The following is a 17,447-nucleotide window of genomic DNA, read 5'->3' as shown; positions in this document are numbered from 1 at the left end:
GGGGGCGAGGCTTAGAACCCCAGGCAGGCCGGCTGGGTGACGATCATCACCGCCTCCTGGGAGAAGCGAGCCTTGTACGCCGCCCGCACGGCGTCCAGCCTGTCCTCGCCGCCAGCGCGGTCGGGCAGGGCCAGGATCACCACCTTCGACGGCTCGCGGACGATCGGCCCGGCCTTGGAGCGCCACTGGCCAGTGGCGTCCAGCACGGTCAGGCCATCGGGGAAGCGCGGGGTCAGTTCCGCGTCGACGAAGCGGGCGAAGTCGGCGTCCGAGACGCCGACCTTGTCGCCGATGTCGCGACCGAAGAACAGCTGGGCGGTGCGGCCGGGGCTCTGGCCGGCCGGGCAGGCCGCCGGCGCCAGGCTGGCGCAGCCGGAAAGCAACGTCGCGCCGGCCAGCAGGGGCGCCAGCGCGGTCCGCATCTAGCCCCCCACCGCCAGGTCGTCGGCGTGGATCATCGGGCCTTCGGTGAAGCCCAGCTCGGCCTCGATGGCGTCCGAGCGCAGGCCGGCGATGCGGTGGGCGTCGGCGCTGTCGTAGCGGACCAGGCCCCGGGCCACCTCGCGGCCGGTCTCGTCGCGGACGCGGACGGCGTCGCCCTTGTCGAACGGGCCCTCGACGGCGCGGACCCCGGCGCAGAGCAGGCTCTTGCCGCTGGCCAGGGCGGCGGCGGCCCCGGCGTCGACGGTCAGCCAGCCCTGGGGGGCCAGCGACCCGGCGATCCAGGCCTTGTACGCGGCGGCGGGCGAGGCTCCGGCCTCGATCACCGTGGCCAGGGCCCCGTCCTCGATGGCCTGCAGCGGCGCGGGGCGAGAGCCCAGGGTGATCAGGGTGGCGCAGCCGGCGGCCCGGGCGATGCGGGCGGCGGCGATCTTGGTGGCCATGCCGCCGGTGCCGACCCCGGCCGAGGCGTTGGCCCCCTCGGCCATGCCGGCGATCTGCGGCGTGATCTCGCTGACCCGGGCGATGTGGGTGGCGGTCGGGTCGCGGCGCGGGTCGGCGGTGTAGAGGCCGTCGATGTCGGACAGCAGCACCAGCAGGTCGGCCCCGACCATCTGGGCCACGCGGGCGGCCAGGCGGTCGTTGTCGCCGTAGCGGATCTCCTCGGTCACCACCGTGTCGTTCTCGTTGACCACGGGCACGACGTTCAAGGCGATCAGGGTCTCGGCCGTGGCGCGGGCGTTCAGCCAGCGGCGGCGGGTCTCGGTGTCGTCGCGGGTCAGCAGGATCTGGGCGGCCCCGATCCCGTGCGGCTCCAGCGCCTCCTCCCAGGCCCGCATCAGCACCGACTGGCCGGCGGCGGCGGCGGCCTGCTTCTCGGGCAGGGTCAGGGACTTGCGTCCCGTCAGGCCCAGGCGCCGGCGGCCCAGGGCCACCGCGCCGGACGACACCACCACCACCTGCTGGCCGCGCTTGCGCAGCCGCGCCAGGTCGGCGCAGAAGGCGTCCAGCCAGGCGCGGTCGGCCGCCCCGCTGGCGGCGTCGACCAGCAGGGCCGAGCCGACCTTGAAGACGATGCGTTTGGCGCGGCTGAGCGCTCCCCCGGACGCGCTCATTTACGGCTGCCAGCCCCCGGGGGTCTCCTCGACGTGATCCTCGTCGTCCTCGATCTCCTCGATCGCGTCGCCCCGGCGGATGCGCACCTGGGTGAAGGCGGCGCGCAGCAGCTCGGTGACGCCCTCGCCCGAGACGCCGGAGACCAGCATCGGCTTCACGCCGGCGATGGCCTCGAGCTCGGCGGCCTTGGCGCGCCGCGTCTCGTCGTCCAGGGCGTCGACCTTGTTCAGGGCCAGGATCTCCGACTTGTCGGCCAGCTCGTCGCCATAGGCTTCCAGCTCGCCGCGGATCGTCGTCCAGGCGTCGGCAATGTCGTCCTGGGTGGCGTCGACCAGGTGGATCAGCACGGCCGAGCGTTCGACGTGGCCCAGGAACCGGGTGCCCAGGCCCGCGCCCTCGCTGGCGCCCTCGATCAGGCCGGGGATGTCGGCCATCACGAAGCGCTCGCTGGTGGAAAGGTCCACCATGCCGAGGTTGGGGGTCAGGGTGGTGAACGGATAGTCGGCGATCTTCGGCTTGGCGGCGCTGGCGGCGGCCAGGAAGGTCGACTTGCCGGCGTTGGGCAGGCCGACCAGGCCGACGTCGGCGATCAGCTTCAGCCGCAGCCAGACCCACAGCTCCTCGCCCTCCTGTCCGGGATTGGCGTACTTCGGCGCCTGGTTGACCGGGCCCTTGAAGTGCAGGTTGCCCCAGCCGCCGTTGCCGCCCTTGGCGAGGCGCAGGGTCATGCCGGCGGTGTCGAGGTCGGCGATCAGGGTCTCCTTGTCCTCCTCCAGCACCTGGGTGCCGACAGGGACCTTCAGGATCACGTCCTCGCCGGCCGCGCCGTGACGCGCTCGGCCCATGCCGTGGACGCCCGTCCCGGCCTTGAAGTGTTGCTGGTAGCGGTAGTCGATCAGGGTGTTGAGGCCCTCGACCGCCTCGATCCACACGTCGCCGCCGCGTCCGCCGTCCCCGCCGTCGGGGCCGCCGTATTCGATGTACTTCTCGCGTCGGAACGAGACCGCGCCGCCGCCGCCGTTGCCGGAGCGGACATAGATTTTGCACTGGTCCAAGAATTTCATGAGCGTCTTTTGTCCCAAGGCGGCTTTCGCGTCGAGCCGAAACCCGCCTACGGCCAAGCCTGGATGGCCCTTGAACGGTCGATTCAGGCCTCGAAGCGTCGCTTTGCCGCGCCGAACCGCGTTCGCCATCGTGACGAAATGTTAAAACTGATCATGCGACAAACGGTCCTATGAACACGGCGGCAGGACTATTGCGCGGGGAGGGCTGGCGTTGACGACGATTTCGGACGCCGAGTTTGCGCATGATCTCCAGGAACTGACGCTGCCGACCCTGTGTCGCAAGTACACCCACGAGGCCTCGCTCCATCGCAACATGCTGATGAGCCGGGGCACGGGCCTGGCGCCCGAATGGCGCGATTTCCGCGCCTTCCTGATCGCCGTCGGCCGTCGCCCGAGCGACGCGCACAACTTCATCCTGCTCAATCGCAACGAACGCACCTACGGCCCCGGACGGGCGCGGTGGATGACGCCGGACGAACAGGCCGTCCACGAGGAGGCGTTCGACCGCCAGCAGGCCGCCAAGAGCCGCGAGGCCCATCAGCTGGTGCACCAGGCCGCGGCGATGAAGCGGGCCGGCGCTCCCAACGCCCCGAACTTCGGCCAGTGGACGCCGATGGCCGGCCGCCAGGTGGCCTATACCGAGGTCGCCAAGCGCCTGGCGATCCCGATCAACGCGCTGAACAAGACGATGGCCGACGGCCGCACGGCCGACGACCTGGTCAAGCGCTCGGGCTCGGCCCAGGAGCTGATCAATCCGGATCTGCAGTGGCTGCCGCCGGACCCGACCCGCAAGGCCAACTTCTTCGAGGCCTTCCGGATCTGGCACATGCAGGTCCAGCCGCAGTTCGCCCGCGCCGCCACCCCGACCTTCCTGTTCCTCTACATCGCCCTGCCGGTGATGAAGGAGTGCCGGGACGAGCTGATGGGCCTGAACCTTTGGAACCCGCTGGGCCAGCGGGCCATGAACGCCCGAGACAGCCACGTCGCCTGGAAGAAGTACTGCGAGTTCATGCCGCGGGCCCAGGTGGCGATGATGGAGATCCCGATCTACGCCACCTATTCGCTGCTCAGCGACCTGGACGCCCTGTGCGAGCGGATCGTGGTCGCCGAGAAGCGCTTCCGCGAAGGCCCGCAGAAGGTCGTGGCGACGCACCGGGCCGCTTAGGGCTCACGCCAGCCAGACCATCATCCGCGTTGGCGCCGGCTCGCCCCGCGCGACGGACGGCTTGTGCTCGACGACGCCCGTGTACAGGAAGCCGGCCTTGACCAGCACCTGGCCCGAAGCCGGGTTGTCGGCGAAGTGGCCGGCGACGACCAGCTTCTTGCGCCAGTCCTGCCGGGCCCAGGCCAGGGCGCCCTGGACGGCCTCTGTCGCCAGGCCGCGACCCCAGTAGGGGCGGCCGATCCAGTAGCCGACCTCCAGATGGCCGACCTGCGGGGTGAAGAAGCCCAGCACGCCGACCACGCCCTCGTCCTCGAGGTCGATCACGAAGGTGGCGTCCTTGCGCCGGTCCTGGACCTGGCAGCGGGCCACGAAGCCGTCGGCGTCGCTCTGGCTGTAGGGCCAGGGCATGCGGGTGGTCATCTTGGCGATCGCGTAGTCGCCGCACAGCGCCGCGATCCGCGACGCATCGTCGATCCGGGGAGCCCGCAGCGTCAGCCGCCGCGTCTCGATGATCGGAGCCTTGTCGATCACGCACATAGGCGCGCCTCCCGTTCTCGGTCCTTCTAGGTGGGGACCGTGACGCTCGGATTTCAGGCCTGAGGTCCTTTTGCGGCCAAGAAATTTCAAGCGCGGACAAAACAAAAGCGGGGAGCCCGGCGTCCGGACTCCCCGCTTGGGTTTCGTCTGTCCGGATCGTCTTTCTTTTGGAAAGCGCGACCCGGTTTCTACGCAGTTCGCGCTATTCGGCGGCCTGGGCCGGAGCAGCTACGTTCACGTAGGTACGGTTGTTGCGCTTGGTGACAAAGCCCACCGCGCCCTCGATAAGTGCGAAGAGGGTATGGTCCTTGCCCATGCCGACATTGGCGCCCGGATAGAACTTGGTGCCGCGTTGACGGATGATGATGTTGCCGGCGGCGACCTTCTGGCCACCGAACTTCTTCACGCCAAGACGACGGCCAGCCGAGTCGCGGCCGTTGCTGGACGAACCACCAGATTTCTTGTGAGCCATAGCGGCCTCCTAGTTCCTTTGGTCCGGTTTCTCTTTAGAGACCTGGATCAAGCTAATCGTTCAATGAGCCCCGCGAGGGTCTCAGGCTTCGGCTTCCGGAGTGGTCTCGGCGGCGGCCTTCTTCGGCGCGGCCTTCTTCTTCGGAGCAGCGGCGGCTTCGGCCTTCACCGGAGCGGTCGGGATCGTCGCCGGGACGGCGGCGTCACCCAGGCCGCGGGCGCGGGCGTTGAGGATGACCTTGGGGGTCAGGTCGATGACGCCTTCCCACTTGGCTTCCTTGCCGCCGCCGGCGACCGAGGTCACGCGGATGACCGACTCGGTCTGGCGGTGGCCGCGGGTGCGGCGATAGCCCTGGCGGCGGATCTTCTTGAAGATCTTCACCTTCTCGCCCTTGCGGGTTTCGAGAAGCGTGCCGGAGACGACAGCGCCGTCCACCAGGGGGGCGCCGACCGTCACGGCCTCGCCTTCGCCAAGCATCAGGACTTCGCCGAAAGCGACTTCCGAGCCCGGTTCACCGTCGAGCTTTTCGACAACCAGCAGGTCGCCGGCTTGGACCCGGTACTGCTTGCCGCCGGTTTTGATCACCGCGTACATAGGTTAGCGCCTTAAGAAACGTGCGTTCGCAAAATAGGGAACGCCCGCGAGGAAACCCAGCGGGCGAGGGGGCGGACTTATACAGGCCAAGCCCGGTGAGTCAACGGCCGGATGCGGCTTTCCGGCAACCTTCGCGAGTCATATCAGGGCTGGCATGTTACAATGTAACATACTAAAGGTCGGGGCGTGAACACGACCTTCTTCGCCTCCGTCGCCGCCACCGGTTTCGCCGTGGCCTTCCTGCACGCCGCCCTGCCCACGCACTGGCTGCCGTTCGTGCTGGTCGGCCGCGCCCAGAAGTGGACGACCGGCCGCACCCTGGGGGTCACCCTGCTGGCGGGCCTGGGCCATGTGGGCCTGACCATCGTGCTGGGCCTAGCGGTGGTGGCCGCCGGTCTGGTGGCCGAGCCGCACCTGGGCGGCGCCTTCCACTGGATCGTCGGCGGGCTGATGGCGGCGATCGGCGTCTTCTATCTGGTGCGCGGCCGTCACCGGCACGCGACGATGGACGGAACTCGCAAGTTCGCCTCGGACAGGGCGGCGATCACCGCCCTGGTCGTGCTGCTGACCCTGTCGCCGTGCGAGGCCTTCCTGCCCTATTACCTGGCGGGGATGGAGCACGGCGTGATCGGTTTCGTCGTGCTGAGCGCGGTGCTGATGGCCGCCACGGCGGCGGGCATGCTGGTGTTCACCGGCCTCAGTCTGGCGGGCTTCAACCGCCTGGGCCTGGAGCGTCTGGAGCAGTACGAGGAGATCATCCTCGGTGTCGCCCTGATCGTGATCGGCGCGGCCGTGGCCTTCCTCAAGACCTGACGGCGTTCAGGGGGTGCTTTCGCAAGCCGCGCATCACCCCTAAATAGCGCGCATGACCCAAGACACCGCGACCTCCGGCAAGATCCCCGTCACCGTGCTGACCGGCTATCTCGGCGCCGGCAAGACCACCCTGCTCAACCGCATCCTCACCGAGGAGCATGGCAAGCGCTACGCCGTGATCGTCAACGAGTTCGGCGAGGTCGGCATCGACAACGACCTGGTGGTCGGGGCCGACGAGGAAGTGTTCGAAATGAACAACGGCTGCGTCTGCTGCACGGTGCGCGGCGACCTGATCCGGGTGCTGCAGGGCCTGATGAAGCGCCAGAAAGCACAAGGGGGGCGCGGCTTCGACGCCATCGTGGTCGAGACCACGGGCTTGGCCGATCCGGGCCCGGTGGCTCAGACCTTTTTCGTCGACGACGACGTCAAGGCCCGCACCTATCTGGACTCGGTCACCGCCGTGGTCGACGCCAAGCACATCCTGCTGCGGCTGGGCGACAGCAAGGAAGCCGTCGAGCAGATCGCCTTCGCCGACCAGATCGTGCTCAACAAGACCGACCTGGTCTCGGAAGACGACCTGCGGCACGTCGAGGCCCGCATCAAGCGCATCAACCCGCTGGCCCCGATCCACCGCGCCCAGCGCTCGAGCGTGCCGCTGGAGGCCATCATCGGCAAGCACAGCTTCGACCTGGAGCGGATCACCGAGCTGGAGCCGGAATTCCTGAACCCGGGTCACGGCGAGGCTGGCCACGTGCACGACGAGCACTGCGGCCACGACCATCATCACGACCATGACCATCATCATCATGGCCACGACCACCATCACCACGACGCCAAGAGCGACATCCACGACGACGGCGTGAAGGGAATCTCCCTGACGCTGGACAAGCCCGTCGACGGCCAGAAGATCACCACCTGGCTCAACGAGCTGCTGGCCCGCCGCGGCCCGGACATCCTGCGCGCCAAGGGCATCATCGACGTCCGGGGCGAGGAGCGCCGCCTGGTGTTTCAGGCCGTGCACATGATCCTGGAGGGCGACTTCCAGCGGCCGTGGACCGACAAGGACAAGCGCTACAGCCGCATGGTGTTCATCGGCCGCGACCTGGACGAGGCCGAACTGAAGGCGGGCTTCGAGGCGACGGCGGCTTAAAAACAAGACCCTCCCCCTGTGGGGGAGGCGATCGCGCAGCGATCGGTGGGGGGAGTTTCAGGATCGTCGATCGGAGTCTGACCCCTACCGATCACTCCCCCCCTCCGTCGGCTTCGCCGACACCTCCCCCACCGGGGGAGGATCCAAAACGTCCTAATGCAGGTCCTCGTTGATGATCCCGATCTGCGTCCAGCCTTCGGTGTGGACCCGGTCGATCACCCCCATCAGCGCTTCATAGGGCACGTCGGCCTGGGCGCTGACCATCAGGCGCTGGTCCTTGCGCGGGCCCTGCTGGCCGGTCGCGGCGAAGCTGGCGCTCAGGTCCTGGGACAGGGCCCCCAGGCTGGTGGGTCGCCCCGCCAGATAGAGAGCGCCTGAATTCTGGATGGCGATCAGCACCGGCGGCTTGGGCGGGACGGCGGTGTCCTTGGCCGGCGGCATGTCCAGCTTGATCGAGGTCGTCGCCATCGGCACGGCGACCATGAAGATGATCAGCAGCACCAGCAGGATGTCCACGAACGGCGTGACGTTGATGTCTGCGTTCTGCCGGATCGTATAGGCCCCGCCGCCGCCGCCCGCGAGTTTCGCCGCCATGACCTGTTTCCTTCCCTTGCCCGGTTTGCGGGTCGATTGAAGTTACAGGCGTAGTTTCTCCTCATTCTTACATTTGTAAAGCGTCTGTGCGGCGGGCATGAAAAAGGGGCCGGACGCTTGGTGTCCGGCCCCTGATTTTTCGCCGATCGGCGAAGACCTAGTGGATGTCTTCGTTGATCAGGCCGACCTTGTACCAGCCGGCGGTCTGCAGGGCGTTCAGCACGCCCATGAAGTCGGCATAGGTCACGTCGGCGTCGGCGCGGACCATGACGCGCTGGTCGTCCTTCGGGCCGGCTTGGCCGGTCGCAGCGAACTTGGCGTCCAGGTCGAATTGCAGATTGTCCAGGCTGGTCTGCTTTTCAGCGACGTACAGCGCGCCCGACTTCTGGATCGAGATGAACACCGGCTCCTTCGGCTTGGGCGCGTTCGGCGGCGGCGGGGTCGCCGGCGGCAGGTCCACCTTGATCGCCACGGTCGCCATCGGCACGGCGACCATGAAGATGATCAGCAGCACCAGCAGGATGTCGACGAAGGGCGTGACGTTGATTTCGGAGTTCTGGCCGAGCGAATAACGACCGCCCCCACCGCCAGCAAGTTTAGCCGCCATAGCCTGACTGTCTCCCAAGGGCCGCGTCTGTCGCGGTCCCGAAAATGTTAGATCGCCACGTCTGGCGCAGACGGGCGCGGAAGTAAAGCCCGACGACGCGGCGCGATGGCAACCCCTTTTGTGAGTCTTTTTGGCGGAACGCCGTTCAAATGGCGGGTTCTCCGCACCTCGCTCGCGCCCCGCGCGCATTGACGCGCGACTAGGCGCCCGCATCGGGGCGCGGTATGGCGCGCGGATGATCTATTCGTTCGACGCCTATGTCACCGCCGCCCTGTTCGACCGCGCCGGCCGCGCCGCCTTCGCCCTCGGCGACGGCACCGTCCGATTCGAAAACGAAGGCGGTTTCGTCACCGTGGAAGCCCATGCCGGCGCCGTCCTGGCCGCCGCGGTCCATCCGTCGGGCCGGGGGATCATCACCGGCGGCGACGACGGCAAGGTGGTCTGGAGCCGGGTCGAGGGCGACGAGGTGGCCGCCACCTTGGTGGCCGAGGTCAAGGGCCGCTGGATCGAGCACGTCGCCGCCAGCGCCGCCTCGGGCCTGATCGCCTTCACCGCCGGCAAGGAGGCCCACGTCCGCGACTCGGCCGATCCGAAGTTCCTGCGCGTCTTCCCGCACGAGCGGACCGTCTCGGGCCTGGCCTTCGACCCGAAGGGTCGGCGCCTGGCCACGGCCGGCTATGGCGGCGTCTCGCTGTGGTGGGCCAAGATCGAGGGCCAGAAGCCGCAGGTCATGAAGTGGGCCGGCAGCCACATCGCCGCCGTGTTCAGCCCCGACGGCAAGTTCCTGGTCTCGTCGATGCAGGAGAACCAGCTGCATGGCTGGCGGCTGTCGGACGCCAAGGACATGCGGATGGGCGGCTATCCGGCCAAGATCAAGAGCCTGGCCTTCTTCGACAAGGGCAATCTGATGGTCACCGCCGGCGCCAACGGCGCGGTGGTCTGGCCGTTCGCCGGCGCCAACGGCCCGATGGGCAAGGAGGCCGCCGAGATCGGCTTCTCGCGCGACTCGATGGTCGTGCGGGTGGCCGGCGTCGAGGCCCTGCCGGTGGCGATCGCCGGCCAGGACAACGGCAAGATCTGGGGCGCCCACATGCGCTCGGGCCGGATCGAGACGCTCAAGGCCGAGAAGGGCGCGGCGATCAGCGCCCTGTCGGTTTCGGCGGACGGGAGCCGGCTGGCCTGGGGCGACGAGGACGGCGAGGCGGGGATCATCGCGATCCCGGCGATGGACACGCGGTTCTAAAATCCTCCCCCTGTGGGGGAGGTGTCGGCCCAGCCGACGGTGGGGGGCGTGATCGGCAGGCGGTCAGACCCAAGATCGGCGACGCTAAAACTCCCCCCACCGATCGCTACGCGATCGCCTCCCCCACAGGGGGAGGGTTTCGCTTTAGCTCAGCTCTCGCAACACCTTCACAACCGCCGCCACCGTCTCCCGGTCCGTATCCCTCAGCCCATCCTGCACGAAGCCCAGCTTGTAGGCCCGGTCCTCGTGGCCCTGGCCCTGGCCATACGCCATCGGCCCGCTGCACGAGCCGTGCACCTCGCGCACGCCGGTCCGCGCCACCAGCTCGGCCACGTTCGACGGATTGACCCCGCCGCCGGCCAGGATGGCGATGCGGCCGGCGGCCCGCTCGACCAGCGCCGCGATCGTCTCGGCCCCAGCCATGGCGTTCAGGGCGCAGCCGGAGGTCAGGATCCGCTCGAAGCCCAGGTCGATGGCGGTTTCCAGCGCCGCGAGGGGATCGGGCGTCAGGTCGAAGGCCCGGTGCAGGGTCACGCCCAGGCCCTCGGCATGGGCGACCAGCATCGACAGGGCGTCGACATCCAGCTCTCCGGTGGACCGGTTGGCGCCGACCACCACCCCGGCCAGGCCCGCCTCGCGCACGGCGTCGATGTCGCGGAAGATGGCGTCCAGGTCGCCGGCGTCATAGACGAAGTCGCCGTTGCGCGGCCGGATCATCGGATAGATCGGGATGCTGGCTTCCGCCGCCAGGGCTATCAGCCCGGGCGCGGGGGTCAGGCCCTGCAGGGCCAGGGCCGAGCACAGCTCGATCCGGTCCGCCCCGCCCTCGATCGCCGCCGCCAGGCCCGCGGGCGTATCGACACAGACTTCCAGGATCACGCGGTCGGACATCTTCGCCTCTCCGATGCTCAGGCTTGAGATAGACGCGCGGCGAAGGCCGAAACCGGTATCTACTTTCGGCCGCCACGCTCTAGGATTCGCAAAACGCACGTCTTGGAGCACACCCATGCTGAATCGCAGAGGCCTAATCGGCGCCTCCCTGGCCGGACCGGCCCTGGTCGGGGTCCGCGCCGCGGCCGCCGCCGAACCGGCCGGGGGCGGGACGGGGATCCAGCTGACCCGGCCCTGCGTGATCTCCACCTGGGACTTCGGCGTGCCGGCCAACCAGGCGGCCTGGGCGGTCCTGAGCCAGGGCGGCCGCGCGCTGGACGCCGTCGAGGCCGGGGCCCGCATCCCCGAGCAGGACCTGAAGAACCACAGCGTCGGCCGCGCCGGCTATCCCGACCGCGACGGCCACGTGTCGCTGGACGCCAGCATCATGGACGAGCAGGGCAACTGCGGCGCCGTGGCGGCCCTGGAGCACATCGCCCACCCGATCTCGGTGGCCCGGGCGGTGATGGAGAAGACCCCGCACGTCCTGCTGGTCGGGGCCGGCGCCCTGCAGTTCGCCCAGGAGCAGGGCTTCCCGCGCGAGGAGCTGCTGACCCCCGAATCCCGCGCCGCCTGGGAGGCGTGGAAGAAGGACGCCAAGTACGCCCCCAAGGCCAACAGCGAGGTCGGCGACTACGGCAAGACCTCGGGCCAACTCGGCACGCCGGGCGGGGCGGGCAACCACGACACGATCGGCATGCTGGCCCTTGACGCCAAGGGCAACCTGTCGGGCGCCTGCACCACCAGCGGCATGGCCTGGAAGCTGCGCGGCCGGGTCGGCGATTCGCCCATCGTCGGGGCGGGGCTCTATGTCGACAACGATGTCGGCGCGGCCACCTCGACCGGGGTCGGCGAGGAGGTGATCCGCAACGTCGGCAGCTTCCTGGTCGTCGAACTGATGCGCCAGGGCCGCTCGCCCCAGGACGCCTGCAAGGAGGCCGTCGCCCGGATCCTGAAGAAGAAGCCCCAGGCCAAGGACATCCAGGTGGGCTTCCTGGCCGTCAACAAGCAGGGCCAGGTCGGCGCCTGGGCCATCCAGAAGGGCTTCACCTACGCGCTGTGCGACGGGGCGAAGCAGGACCGGCTGGTGGCGGGGGAGAGCTTCTACTGAGCGGGGCGATCAGGGCGTGCTCCCAGATCGCTAAAGATTTCGACAGCGGCCGACCGCGCTTCCGAGGCCTTCTGCGGCTCCAATCTTGTGGAGCCATGCCATGCCCTGGACCATCAACAACCGCCGCGCCCTGGCGGCCGGACTTGCGAGCACGGCGGCGTTGCTGCTGGCCGCCGCCGGTCCGGCACGGGCGTCCGACCACCTCGACACACCCAGCGTCATCGCCGATCCCCGGGCCGATATCGGCGACATCTTCGCCTGGAATTCGCCGGATAAGCGCAAGCTGAACCTGGTGATGGCGATCGTCGGCCACGGGTTCTCCAAGGATCTGGCCTATGTCTTCCACGTCGACAGCGGCGCGCGGTTCGGCAAGACGACCGCGACGACGACGATCTCGTGCCGGTTCGCCGGTTCCGAGATCCGCTGCGAGGCGGGCGGGGACGAGGCCCGGGGCGATGCGAACCGTCCAGAGGGGCTGGTGTCGAGCCGCCATCGCTTCCGGGTCTTCGCCGGCCTGCGCGACGATCCGTTCTTCAACAACGTCAAGGGCACCCGCGAGGCCTACGACTTCGCCGCGGCCGCCCTGAAGGCGGGCGCGTCGCTGGACGAGGCCGGTTGCCCGGCCTTCGACAAGGCGACCTCGGCCGGGATCCTGGACCGCTGGCGCCACACGCGCGGCGGACCGGCCCAGAACCTGCTGGCGGGCTGGACGCCGGCCTCGCTGGTCGTGTCGATCGACCTGCCCGCGGTGTCGCGCGGCGGCAGGATGCTGGCGGTCTGGGGCGAGACGGTCGGTCCCAAGGGCCGCATCGACCGCATGGGCCGGCCGCTGACCGGCAACGCCTTGCTGGCCACGCTGGAGCCCGAAACCGTCAGCGACGCCCTGAAGGAGGCCTACAATCACGCCACCCCCGCGACCTCGGACGCCTTCATCCCCGAGATCGAGAAGACGCTGGGTCTCTACGACGCCTTCGACGGCGAGTGCGGCAACGCGATGATCGCCGACCGCCCGGCCGGAGCATCGCGCTACCTGAACCTGGCGATCCTGCTGGCCGACGACCGGCTGTGGATCGACGGCGCCGGCACGCGGTGCGCGACGCTGTTCGCGGTGGAGCTGGCCGCCCTGGCCGGCCGCCGCGACCTGGCCGGCGACTGCGGCGGCCGCACGCCGAACTACGACGCCGTCGACGTCTACCGCTCGCTGCTCGCGACGGGCCGCCTGACGGGCGTCGACGACGGCGTCGACCATGATGACCACGTCCATTCCGACACCGAGTTCCCGTTCCTGGCCGCGCCCGACGGCCCGGCCTATGTCGCGCGCAAGGAGCCCTGACCATGACCCGTTTCATCGCTGGTCTTCGCCGCCTCCTGCCCGCCGCCGGTGTCCTCGTCTTGGCCTGCGGGCCGCAAGGGGCCGTCGCGCACGAGTTCTGGATCCAGCCCGAGCGCTTTTGGCTTCCGGTCGGGACGCCCACGCCGATGACCCTGCAGGTCGGCACGGGGACTGAGCGCCAGCGCTCGCAACTGCCGTCGCGCCGTGTGCTGCGGTTCGACGCCACGGCGTCGGACGGCGAGCCTCAGGACCTGCGCCCGGCCCTGACCCTGGGCGCGCCGGACGCCGATGGCGCCCTGAGCTTCGCGCGGCCCGGCGCCTATGTCGTGACGCTGCGCAGCGACGCCAACGCCCTGAGCCACCAGTCGGCCGCCAGGTTCAACGCCTATGCGGAGGAAGAGGGCTTGACCCCGGCTCTGGAAACCCGCGCCGCAAAGGGTCTGCAAGCCATTGACGCCTCCGAACGTTACAGCCGGCAGACCAAGGCGTTGATCCAGGTCGGCGACGGCGGCGCCCAGGAGGCGGTCACCCGGCCCGTGGGCCTGGCCCTGGAAATCGTGCCGGAGGTCAGCCCCTACGTCCTGCCGCGTTCCACGAGGCTGCCGGTCCTGGTGCTCTACGAGGGCCGGCCCCTGGCGGGCGCGTTGGTCAAGCTGACCGACCTGGCCGACGACGCCATGCCGCTGGAGCGGCATCGCACTGACAACGAGGGCCGCGCGAGCTTCGCCATGCCCAGCGGCGGGGCCTGGATGATGGACGTGGTCTGGACCAAACCGCTGACCGACGACGGCGTCGACTTCGAGACCGTATTCTCCAGCCTCAGCTTCGGCTTTCCCACTCAAACGCGCTGAGGCTCGTTACCCGAACGACCGGCGGCGCGTTCGACAATCAGCGGGGCCCACGCCAACAGGAGACGGACTCATGGCAGGCAGAGACGGCGATGCGATCGTCCGCGCGGTGTTCGCGGCCTATGCCGCCAAGGATCGCGCCGCCATCGAGCGATTGATCGCGCCGGACTTTCATTTCACCAGCCCGCTCGACAATCGTCTCGATCGCGCGACCTATTTCGAGCGGTGCTGGCCCAACAGCGGAGGGATCGAGGGCTTTGATTTCGTCCGCTTGGTGACGGCCGACGACCAGGTCGCGGTGACCTACGAGGGACGCGTGGCGGGCGGGAAGCGGTTCCGCAACACTGAGATCTTCACCCTGCGCGGTGAGCAGGTCGTGGAGGTCGAGGTCTATTTCGGTTGGTCGCTGCCCCATCCCGCCCCGGCTGGCGGGTTTGTCGATCAGGCATAGCGGCGCGGCGGCGCGACGGCGCCTCGGAAGTCGCCCGGGCTCTGGCCGTAGTGTTGGCGAAACGCCGCGCTGAAATGGCTGTGGCTGGAGAAGCCGAGGTCCAGGGCGAGGTCGGTCAGATCCTCGCAATCGTCCAGCCGGTCCAGGGCCCGGGCCAGCCGCAGCCGCAACTGGTAGCGATAGAGCGGCTGGCCTTCCGCCTTGGCGAAGACCTGGGTCAGGTAGACCGGCGAGACGCCGACTTCGGCGGCCACCTCGCCCAGGGTCCAGCGGCGGGCCGGATCGGAGGCCAGCACCAGCTTGGCGCGGTCCGCCAGCTTGCGGCGGCCGTAGCTGGCCGCTCGGGCGGGGGAGGCGCGCTCGCCCAGGGCGCGGCGGACCAGGTCCAGGGTCAGGGTCTCGGCCTGCAGCGGCTCGAGAGCGCCGCGCGCCAGGCCGCGCCGCAGCCGGGCGGCCAGGGCCTGGACCGCCGGATCGACGCCTCGCGTCGGCCGCCGGAACACCGCCACCTCGCCGTCCTCCAGCTGTTCGGCGGGCGACAGCTCCGTCAGCAGCGCCTCGTCGAGCGACACCGACAGGCAGGCGTCGCCGCCGCCGATCGGATGGCTGATGGCGTATTCCTGGCCTTGATTGAAGAACACCAGCTGATTGGCCTCGGCCACGGTATCCTGGCGGCCGACGTGGCGCACGTAGGCGCCGCGATAGGGGAAGACCAGGTGGGTCGCCTCGGCGCATTCGCTGGCGCTCCTGTGCCGGCAGGCGCCGTTGCAGGCCACGTCGCGGACGCCGACCGTCGGGGTTTGCAGCAGCAGGGTGACGCTGAGTTCGTTCATGGCGTCCGCTATCGGCGGACGGGGTTACGGAGGCAATGACCTGGGAGGTTATGGCGGCTCGACGGGAGCCCTTAGTCGAACCCCCGCATCACCCCCCACTCGTCGAACGGCTCCCGCCGCGAGCGCCAGCTGTTCACGGCCGCCGTCTCGTCGCGATAGCCCAGGGCCATGCCGCAGAACAGCATGTGATCGGCGGGCAGGTCCAGAAAGGCGCCCGTCAGCCTGCCATAGGCCGACCAGAACTCCTGGGCGCAGGTGTCCAGGCCCCGCTCGACGGCCAGCAGCATCAGGGTCTGCATGTACATGCCGATGTCCGACCACTGCGGCGGGCCGCAGTTGCGATTGACTGAGAAGAACAGGGCGACCGGCGCGCCGAAGAACTCGGCGTTGCGCGCGAACTGCTGAAGGCGGCCCAGCTTGTCCTCGCGGGGAATGCCGAGCGACGCATAGAGGTCCTCGCCGACCTGGTAGCGGCGGGTGCGCAGCGGCTCCCAGAGGTTGGGCGGATAGACGTGGTATTCCGGCTCGTCGCGGTCCATCAGCCGCGAGGCGACCAGGGCCTTGAACTCTTTCAGGGGTTCGCCGGAGAGGGCGTGCACCACCCACGGCTGGAGGTTGCCTCCGGACGGAGCGCGGGCGGCCGCCTCCAGCAGTCCGCGCACGACGGTTCCGGGCACGGGGTCCGGCTTGAAGGCGCGGACCGACATCCGGCGCTCGACGGCCTCGGAAACGGTCTGGAACTGGGTCATCAAGGCCTCGCTAACGGGTGGGCGGCTATCCCCGCGACACAGGCTTGGCTAGCATCCGGCCGCAGGGTCAACGCAAGCGCGGCGAAAGACGAGGGGGCGATCGGTGAAGGTGCTGGTGCGGAACATCCTGGTGGCGCTGTTCATCGTGCTGGTCGCAGGGCCGGTGCTGACAGTGATCGTCTACCGCTTCGTGCCGCCGCCGGCGACGCCGCTGATGGTCATCCGCCTGGCCGAGGGCAAGGGCTGGAACCACCGCTGGCGGCCGATCGACGAGGTCTCGCCCGCCCTGCCGCGCGCCCTGATCGCCGCCGAGGACGCCCGGTTCTGCGACCACCACGGCTTCGACCTCGACGCCCTGCAGAAGGCCTACGAGAACAATGAGAAGGGCAAGAAGATCCGCGGCGGCTCGACCATCAGCCAGCAGACCGCCAAGAACGTCTTCCTGTGGCCAGGCCGTTCCTATGTGCGCAAGGGGCTGGAGGCCTATTTCACGGTGCTGATCGAGACGCTGTGGGGCAAGAAGCGGATCATGGAGGTCTATCTGAACTCCATCGAATATGGCCCGGGCATCTATGGCGCCGAAGCCGCCTCGCGGACCTATTTCAAGGTCGGAGCCGACAAGCTGACCCCGCTCCAGGCGGCGCGGCTGGCGGCGATCCTGCCCAGCCCGCTGAAATGGAAGGCGGTCAATCCGGGCCGCTACGTCAAGAAGCGCTCCAGCCGGATCGGCAAGGCCTCGGGCGCGGTGCGCCGCGGCGGCCTGGCCGCCTGCGTGGCCTAGGGGGAAGCGTCATGACCGTCGTTCTGGGACCGACCCTGGAGACCGAGCGTCTGATCCTGCGCCCGCCGGTCGCGGCCGATCTCGACGGCTGGGCGCAGCTGATGGGCGATCCCGAGGCGGCACGGTTCATCGGCGGCCGGATGGCTCGCAGTCCCGCCTGGCGAATGATGGCCGCCGTCACCGGATCCTGGGCCTTGCAGGGTTTCGGCATGTTCTCGGTGGTCGAGAAGGCCAGCGGTCGCTGGGTCGGTCGGGTCGGTCCCTGGCGGCCCGAAGCCTGGCCCGGCGGCGAACTGGCCTGGGGGCTGCACCCGGCCTTCCACGGCAAGGGCTATGCGGTCGAGGCGGCTGGCGCGGCCATGGACTGGACCGTCGACCACCTGGGCTGGGACGAGGTGATCCATTCGATCGACCCTGAGAACCATGCCTCCAAGCGGGTGGCCGAACGCCTGGGCTCGCGCCTGCTGCGGATGGGCCGCCTGCCCGAACCCTATCACGAGAAGACGCTGGAGCTTTGGGGGCAGAGCGCGGACGCGTGGCGGGCGCGGCGGGCCAGGCACACCTAGAGCAAGCCGCGCGATATAGGAATCGCGCGGCTTGCTCTAGACTTTTGTT

At 69.2% G+C, this 17,447-nt stretch carries 21 protein-coding genes; 10 read left to right on the top strand and 11 right to left on the bottom strand.

The annotated features are described in order from the left end of the window. Positions 1–11: 11 nt before the first annotated feature. From J2X41_RS21900 to obgE, 3 genes are read right to left on the bottom strand one after another with little or no spacing between them, the layout of a single operon-like run. A complete protein-coding gene (locus J2X41_RS21900; protein WP_310085887.1) occupies positions 12–422 on the bottom strand; it encodes a DUF3574 domain-containing protein in 411 nt (136 codons plus the stop codon). Further along, on the bottom strand, positions 423–1,556 hold the full coding sequence (proB, locus tag J2X41_RS21895) for a glutamate 5-kinase (protein WP_310085884.1): 1,134 nt from the start codon (positions 1,554–1,556) through the stop codon (positions 423–425). Continuing rightward, the gene (obgE, locus tag J2X41_RS21890; protein ID WP_310085883.1) at positions 1,557–2,621 is read right to left on the bottom strand and encodes a GTPase ObgE; all 1,065 of its coding nucleotides are present in this window, start codon (positions 2,619–2,621) and stop codon (positions 1,557–1,559) included. It lies immediately after the preceding gene. A gap of 211 nt (positions 2,622–2,832) precedes the next feature. Between obgE and J2X41_RS21885 the strand changes: the two genes are divergently transcribed. Continuing rightward, a complete protein-coding gene (locus tag J2X41_RS21885) occupies positions 2,833–3,786 on the top strand; it encodes a hypothetical protein (protein WP_310085881.1) in 954 nt (317 codons plus the stop codon). A gap of 3 nt (positions 3,787–3,789) precedes the next feature. Here the strand turns inward: J2X41_RS21885 and J2X41_RS21880 are convergent, their stop codons facing one another. The 3 genes from J2X41_RS21880 to rplU form a co-directional block, all read right to left on the bottom strand. Then, positions 3,790–4,323, bottom strand: a complete 534-nt coding sequence (locus J2X41_RS21880; protein ID WP_310085878.1) for a GNAT family N-acetyltransferase — start codon at positions 4,321–4,323, stop codon at positions 3,790–3,792. Between the two features lie 202 nt (positions 4,324–4,525). Further along, a complete protein-coding gene (gene rpmA, locus J2X41_RS21875) occupies positions 4,526–4,795 on the bottom strand; it encodes a 50S ribosomal protein L27 (protein ID WP_028038841.1) in 270 nt (89 codons plus the stop codon). An 81-nt stretch (positions 4,796–4,876) separates the two neighbouring features. Then, positions 4,877–5,389 carry a 50S ribosomal protein L21 gene (gene rplU / locus J2X41_RS21870; protein WP_310085875.1) on the bottom strand — a complete coding sequence of 171 codons (513 nt, stop codon included), beginning with the start codon at positions 5,387–5,389 and terminating at the stop codon, positions 4,877–4,879. Positions 5,390–5,575: 186 nt separating this feature from the next. Between rplU and J2X41_RS21865 the strand changes: the two genes are divergently transcribed. Further along, entirely contained in the window at positions 5,576–6,202 is a 627-nt protein-coding gene (locus J2X41_RS21865) for a hypothetical protein (RefSeq protein ID WP_310085872.1), read from the top strand. Between the two features lie 52 nt (positions 6,203–6,254). After that, the gene (locus J2X41_RS21860; RefSeq protein ID WP_310085869.1) at positions 6,255–7,352 is read left to right on the top strand and encodes a GTP-binding protein; all 1,098 of its coding nucleotides are present in this window, start codon (positions 6,255–6,257) and stop codon (positions 7,350–7,352) included. 153 nt (positions 7,353–7,505) lie between these two features. On the opposite strand, the gene J2X41_RS21855 is transcribed toward J2X41_RS21860, so the two are convergent. After that, entirely contained in the window at positions 7,506–7,946 is a 441-nt protein-coding gene (locus tag J2X41_RS21855) for a biopolymer transporter ExbD (protein ID WP_310085864.1), read from the bottom strand. Between the two features lie 157 nt (positions 7,947–8,103). Then, positions 8,104–8,553, bottom strand: coding sequence for a biopolymer transporter ExbD (locus tag J2X41_RS21850; RefSeq protein WP_035073825.1), 450 nt, complete (start codon positions 8,551–8,553; stop codon positions 8,104–8,106). A 235-nt stretch (positions 8,554–8,788) separates the two neighbouring features. Here J2X41_RS21850 and J2X41_RS21845 point away from each other — a divergent pair, with 235 nt between their 5' ends. Then, complete coding sequence (locus J2X41_RS21845; protein ID WP_310085861.1) at positions 8,789–9,796, top strand: WD40 repeat domain-containing protein; 1,008 nt, start codon at positions 8,789–8,791, stop codon at positions 9,794–9,796. Between the two features lie 144 nt (positions 9,797–9,940). On the opposite strand, the gene J2X41_RS21840 is transcribed toward J2X41_RS21845, so the two are convergent. Continuing rightward, the gene (locus tag J2X41_RS21840) at positions 9,941–10,687 is read right to left on the bottom strand and encodes a copper homeostasis protein CutC (protein WP_310085858.1); all 747 of its coding nucleotides are present in this window, start codon (positions 10,685–10,687) and stop codon (positions 9,941–9,943) included. A 115-nt stretch (positions 10,688–10,802) separates the two neighbouring features. Between J2X41_RS21840 and J2X41_RS21835 the strand changes: the two genes are divergently transcribed. The 4 genes from J2X41_RS21835 (at position 10,803) to J2X41_RS21820 (ending at position 14,469) form a co-directional block, all read left to right on the top strand. Continuing rightward, positions 10,803–11,837, top strand: a complete 1,035-nt coding sequence (locus J2X41_RS21835; protein ID WP_310085855.1) for a N(4)-(beta-N-acetylglucosaminyl)-L-asparaginase — start codon at positions 10,803–10,805, stop codon at positions 11,835–11,837. 100 nt (positions 11,838–11,937) lie between these two features. Further along, entirely contained in the window at positions 11,938–13,170 is a 1,233-nt protein-coding gene (locus tag J2X41_RS21830; protein WP_310085852.1) for a DUF4331 family protein, read from the top strand. Positions 13,171–13,172: 2 nt separating this feature from the next. Then, entirely contained in the window at positions 13,173–14,021 is an 849-nt protein-coding gene (locus J2X41_RS21825; RefSeq protein ID WP_310085849.1) for a DUF4198 domain-containing protein, read from the top strand. Between the two features lie 70 nt (positions 14,022–14,091). Beyond that, positions 14,092–14,469, top strand: coding sequence for a nuclear transport factor 2 family protein (locus J2X41_RS21820; RefSeq protein WP_310085845.1), 378 nt, complete (start codon positions 14,092–14,094; stop codon positions 14,467–14,469). Here the strand turns inward: J2X41_RS21820 and J2X41_RS21815 are convergent. Both J2X41_RS21815 and J2X41_RS21810 read right to left on the bottom strand, forming a co-directional pair. After that, positions 14,460–15,302: a helix-turn-helix transcriptional regulator gene (locus J2X41_RS21815; RefSeq protein ID WP_310085842.1), complete on the bottom strand. Its 843-nt coding sequence runs from the start codon at positions 15,300–15,302 to the stop codon at positions 14,460–14,462. The genes J2X41_RS21820 and J2X41_RS21815 overlap by 10 nt on opposite strands. Before the next feature lie 71 nt (positions 15,303–15,373). Continuing rightward, positions 15,374–16,051 (bottom strand): nitroreductase, encoded by a 678-nt coding sequence (locus tag J2X41_RS21810; RefSeq protein ID WP_310085840.1) that lies wholly within the window; start codon positions 16,049–16,051, stop codon positions 15,374–15,376. 103 nt (positions 16,052–16,154) lie between these two features. On the opposite strand from J2X41_RS21810, the gene mtgA reads away from it, so the two are divergent. Together mtgA and J2X41_RS21800 are read left to right on the top strand one after the other, a co-directional pair. Then, the gene (mtgA, locus tag J2X41_RS21805; protein WP_310085837.1) at positions 16,155–16,832 is read left to right on the top strand and encodes a monofunctional biosynthetic peptidoglycan transglycosylase; all 678 of its coding nucleotides are present in this window, start codon (positions 16,155–16,157) and stop codon (positions 16,830–16,832) included. A gap of 11 nt (positions 16,833–16,843) precedes the next feature. Beyond that, on the top strand, positions 16,844–17,398 hold the full coding sequence (locus J2X41_RS21800) for a GNAT family N-acetyltransferase (RefSeq protein WP_310085834.1): 555 nt from the start codon (positions 16,844–16,846) through the stop codon (positions 17,396–17,398). Positions 17,399–17,447 lie beyond the last annotated feature (49 nt).

Origin of the sequence: Caulobacter sp. BE254 (genome assembly GCF_031457295.1) — a bacterium.
Lineage (GTDB): Bacteria > Pseudomonadota > Alphaproteobacteria > Caulobacterales > Caulobacteraceae > Caulobacter.
The sequence above is the reverse complement of the archived record's forward strand: the minus strand, read 5'-3'. Positions and strand labels throughout refer to the sequence as shown.

What these genes read in the sequence shown, in the direction of transcription:
- J2X41_RS21900 (WP_310085887.1), bottom strand. Translation starts at nt 422, where the DNA reads ATGCGGACCGCGCTGGCGCCCCTGCTGGCCGGCGCGACGTTGCTTTCC.
- proB (WP_310085884.1), bottom strand. Translation starts at nt 1,556, where the DNA reads ATGAGCGCGTCCGGGGGAGCGCTCAGCCGCGCCAAACGCATCGTCTTC.
- obgE (WP_310085883.1), bottom strand. Translation starts at nt 2,621, where the DNA reads ATGAAATTCTTGGACCAGTGCAAAATCTATGTCCGCTCCGGCAACGGC.
- J2X41_RS21880 (WP_310085878.1), bottom strand. Translation starts at nt 4,323, where the DNA reads ATGTGCGTGATCGACAAGGCTCCGATCATCGAGACGCGGCGGCTGACG.
- rpmA (WP_028038841.1), bottom strand. Translation starts at nt 4,795, where the DNA reads ATGGCTCACAAGAAATCTGGTGGTTCGTCCAGCAACGGCCGCGACTCG.
- rplU (WP_310085875.1), bottom strand. Translation starts at nt 5,389, where the DNA reads ATGTACGCGGTGATCAAAACCGGCGGCAAGCAGTACCGGGTCCAAGCC.
- J2X41_RS21860 (WP_310085869.1), top strand. Translation starts at nt 6,255, where the DNA reads ATGACCCAAGACACCGCGACCTCCGGCAAGATCCCCGTCACCGTGCTG.
- J2X41_RS21855 (WP_310085864.1), bottom strand. Translation starts at nt 7,946, where the DNA reads ATGGCGGCGAAACTCGCGGGCGGCGGCGGCGGGGCCTATACGATCCGG.
- J2X41_RS21850 (WP_035073825.1), bottom strand. Translation starts at nt 8,553, where the DNA reads ATGGCGGCTAAACTTGCTGGCGGTGGGGGCGGTCGTTATTCGCTCGGC.
- J2X41_RS21845 (WP_310085861.1), top strand. Translation starts at nt 8,789, where the DNA reads ATGATCTATTCGTTCGACGCCTATGTCACCGCCGCCCTGTTCGACCGC.
- J2X41_RS21840 (WP_310085858.1), bottom strand. Translation starts at nt 10,687, where the DNA reads ATGTCCGACCGCGTGATCCTGGAAGTCTGTGTCGATACGCCCGCGGGC.
- J2X41_RS21835 (WP_310085855.1), top strand. Translation starts at nt 10,803, where the DNA reads ATGCTGAATCGCAGAGGCCTAATCGGCGCCTCCCTGGCCGGACCGGCC.
- J2X41_RS21830 (WP_310085852.1), top strand. Translation starts at nt 11,938, where the DNA reads ATGCCCTGGACCATCAACAACCGCCGCGCCCTGGCGGCCGGACTTGCG.
- J2X41_RS21825 (WP_310085849.1), top strand. Translation starts at nt 13,173, where the DNA reads ATGACCCGTTTCATCGCTGGTCTTCGCCGCCTCCTGCCCGCCGCCGGT.
- J2X41_RS21820 (WP_310085845.1), top strand. Translation starts at nt 14,092, where the DNA reads ATGGCAGGCAGAGACGGCGATGCGATCGTCCGCGCGGTGTTCGCGGCC.
- J2X41_RS21815 (WP_310085842.1), bottom strand. Translation starts at nt 15,302, where the DNA reads ATGAACGAACTCAGCGTCACCCTGCTGCTGCAAACCCCGACGGTCGGC.
- J2X41_RS21810 (WP_310085840.1), bottom strand. Translation starts at nt 16,051, where the DNA reads ATGACCCAGTTCCAGACCGTTTCCGAGGCCGTCGAGCGCCGGATGTCG.
- J2X41_RS21800 (WP_310085834.1), top strand. Translation starts at nt 16,844, where the DNA reads ATGACCGTCGTTCTGGGACCGACCCTGGAGACCGAGCGTCTGATCCTG.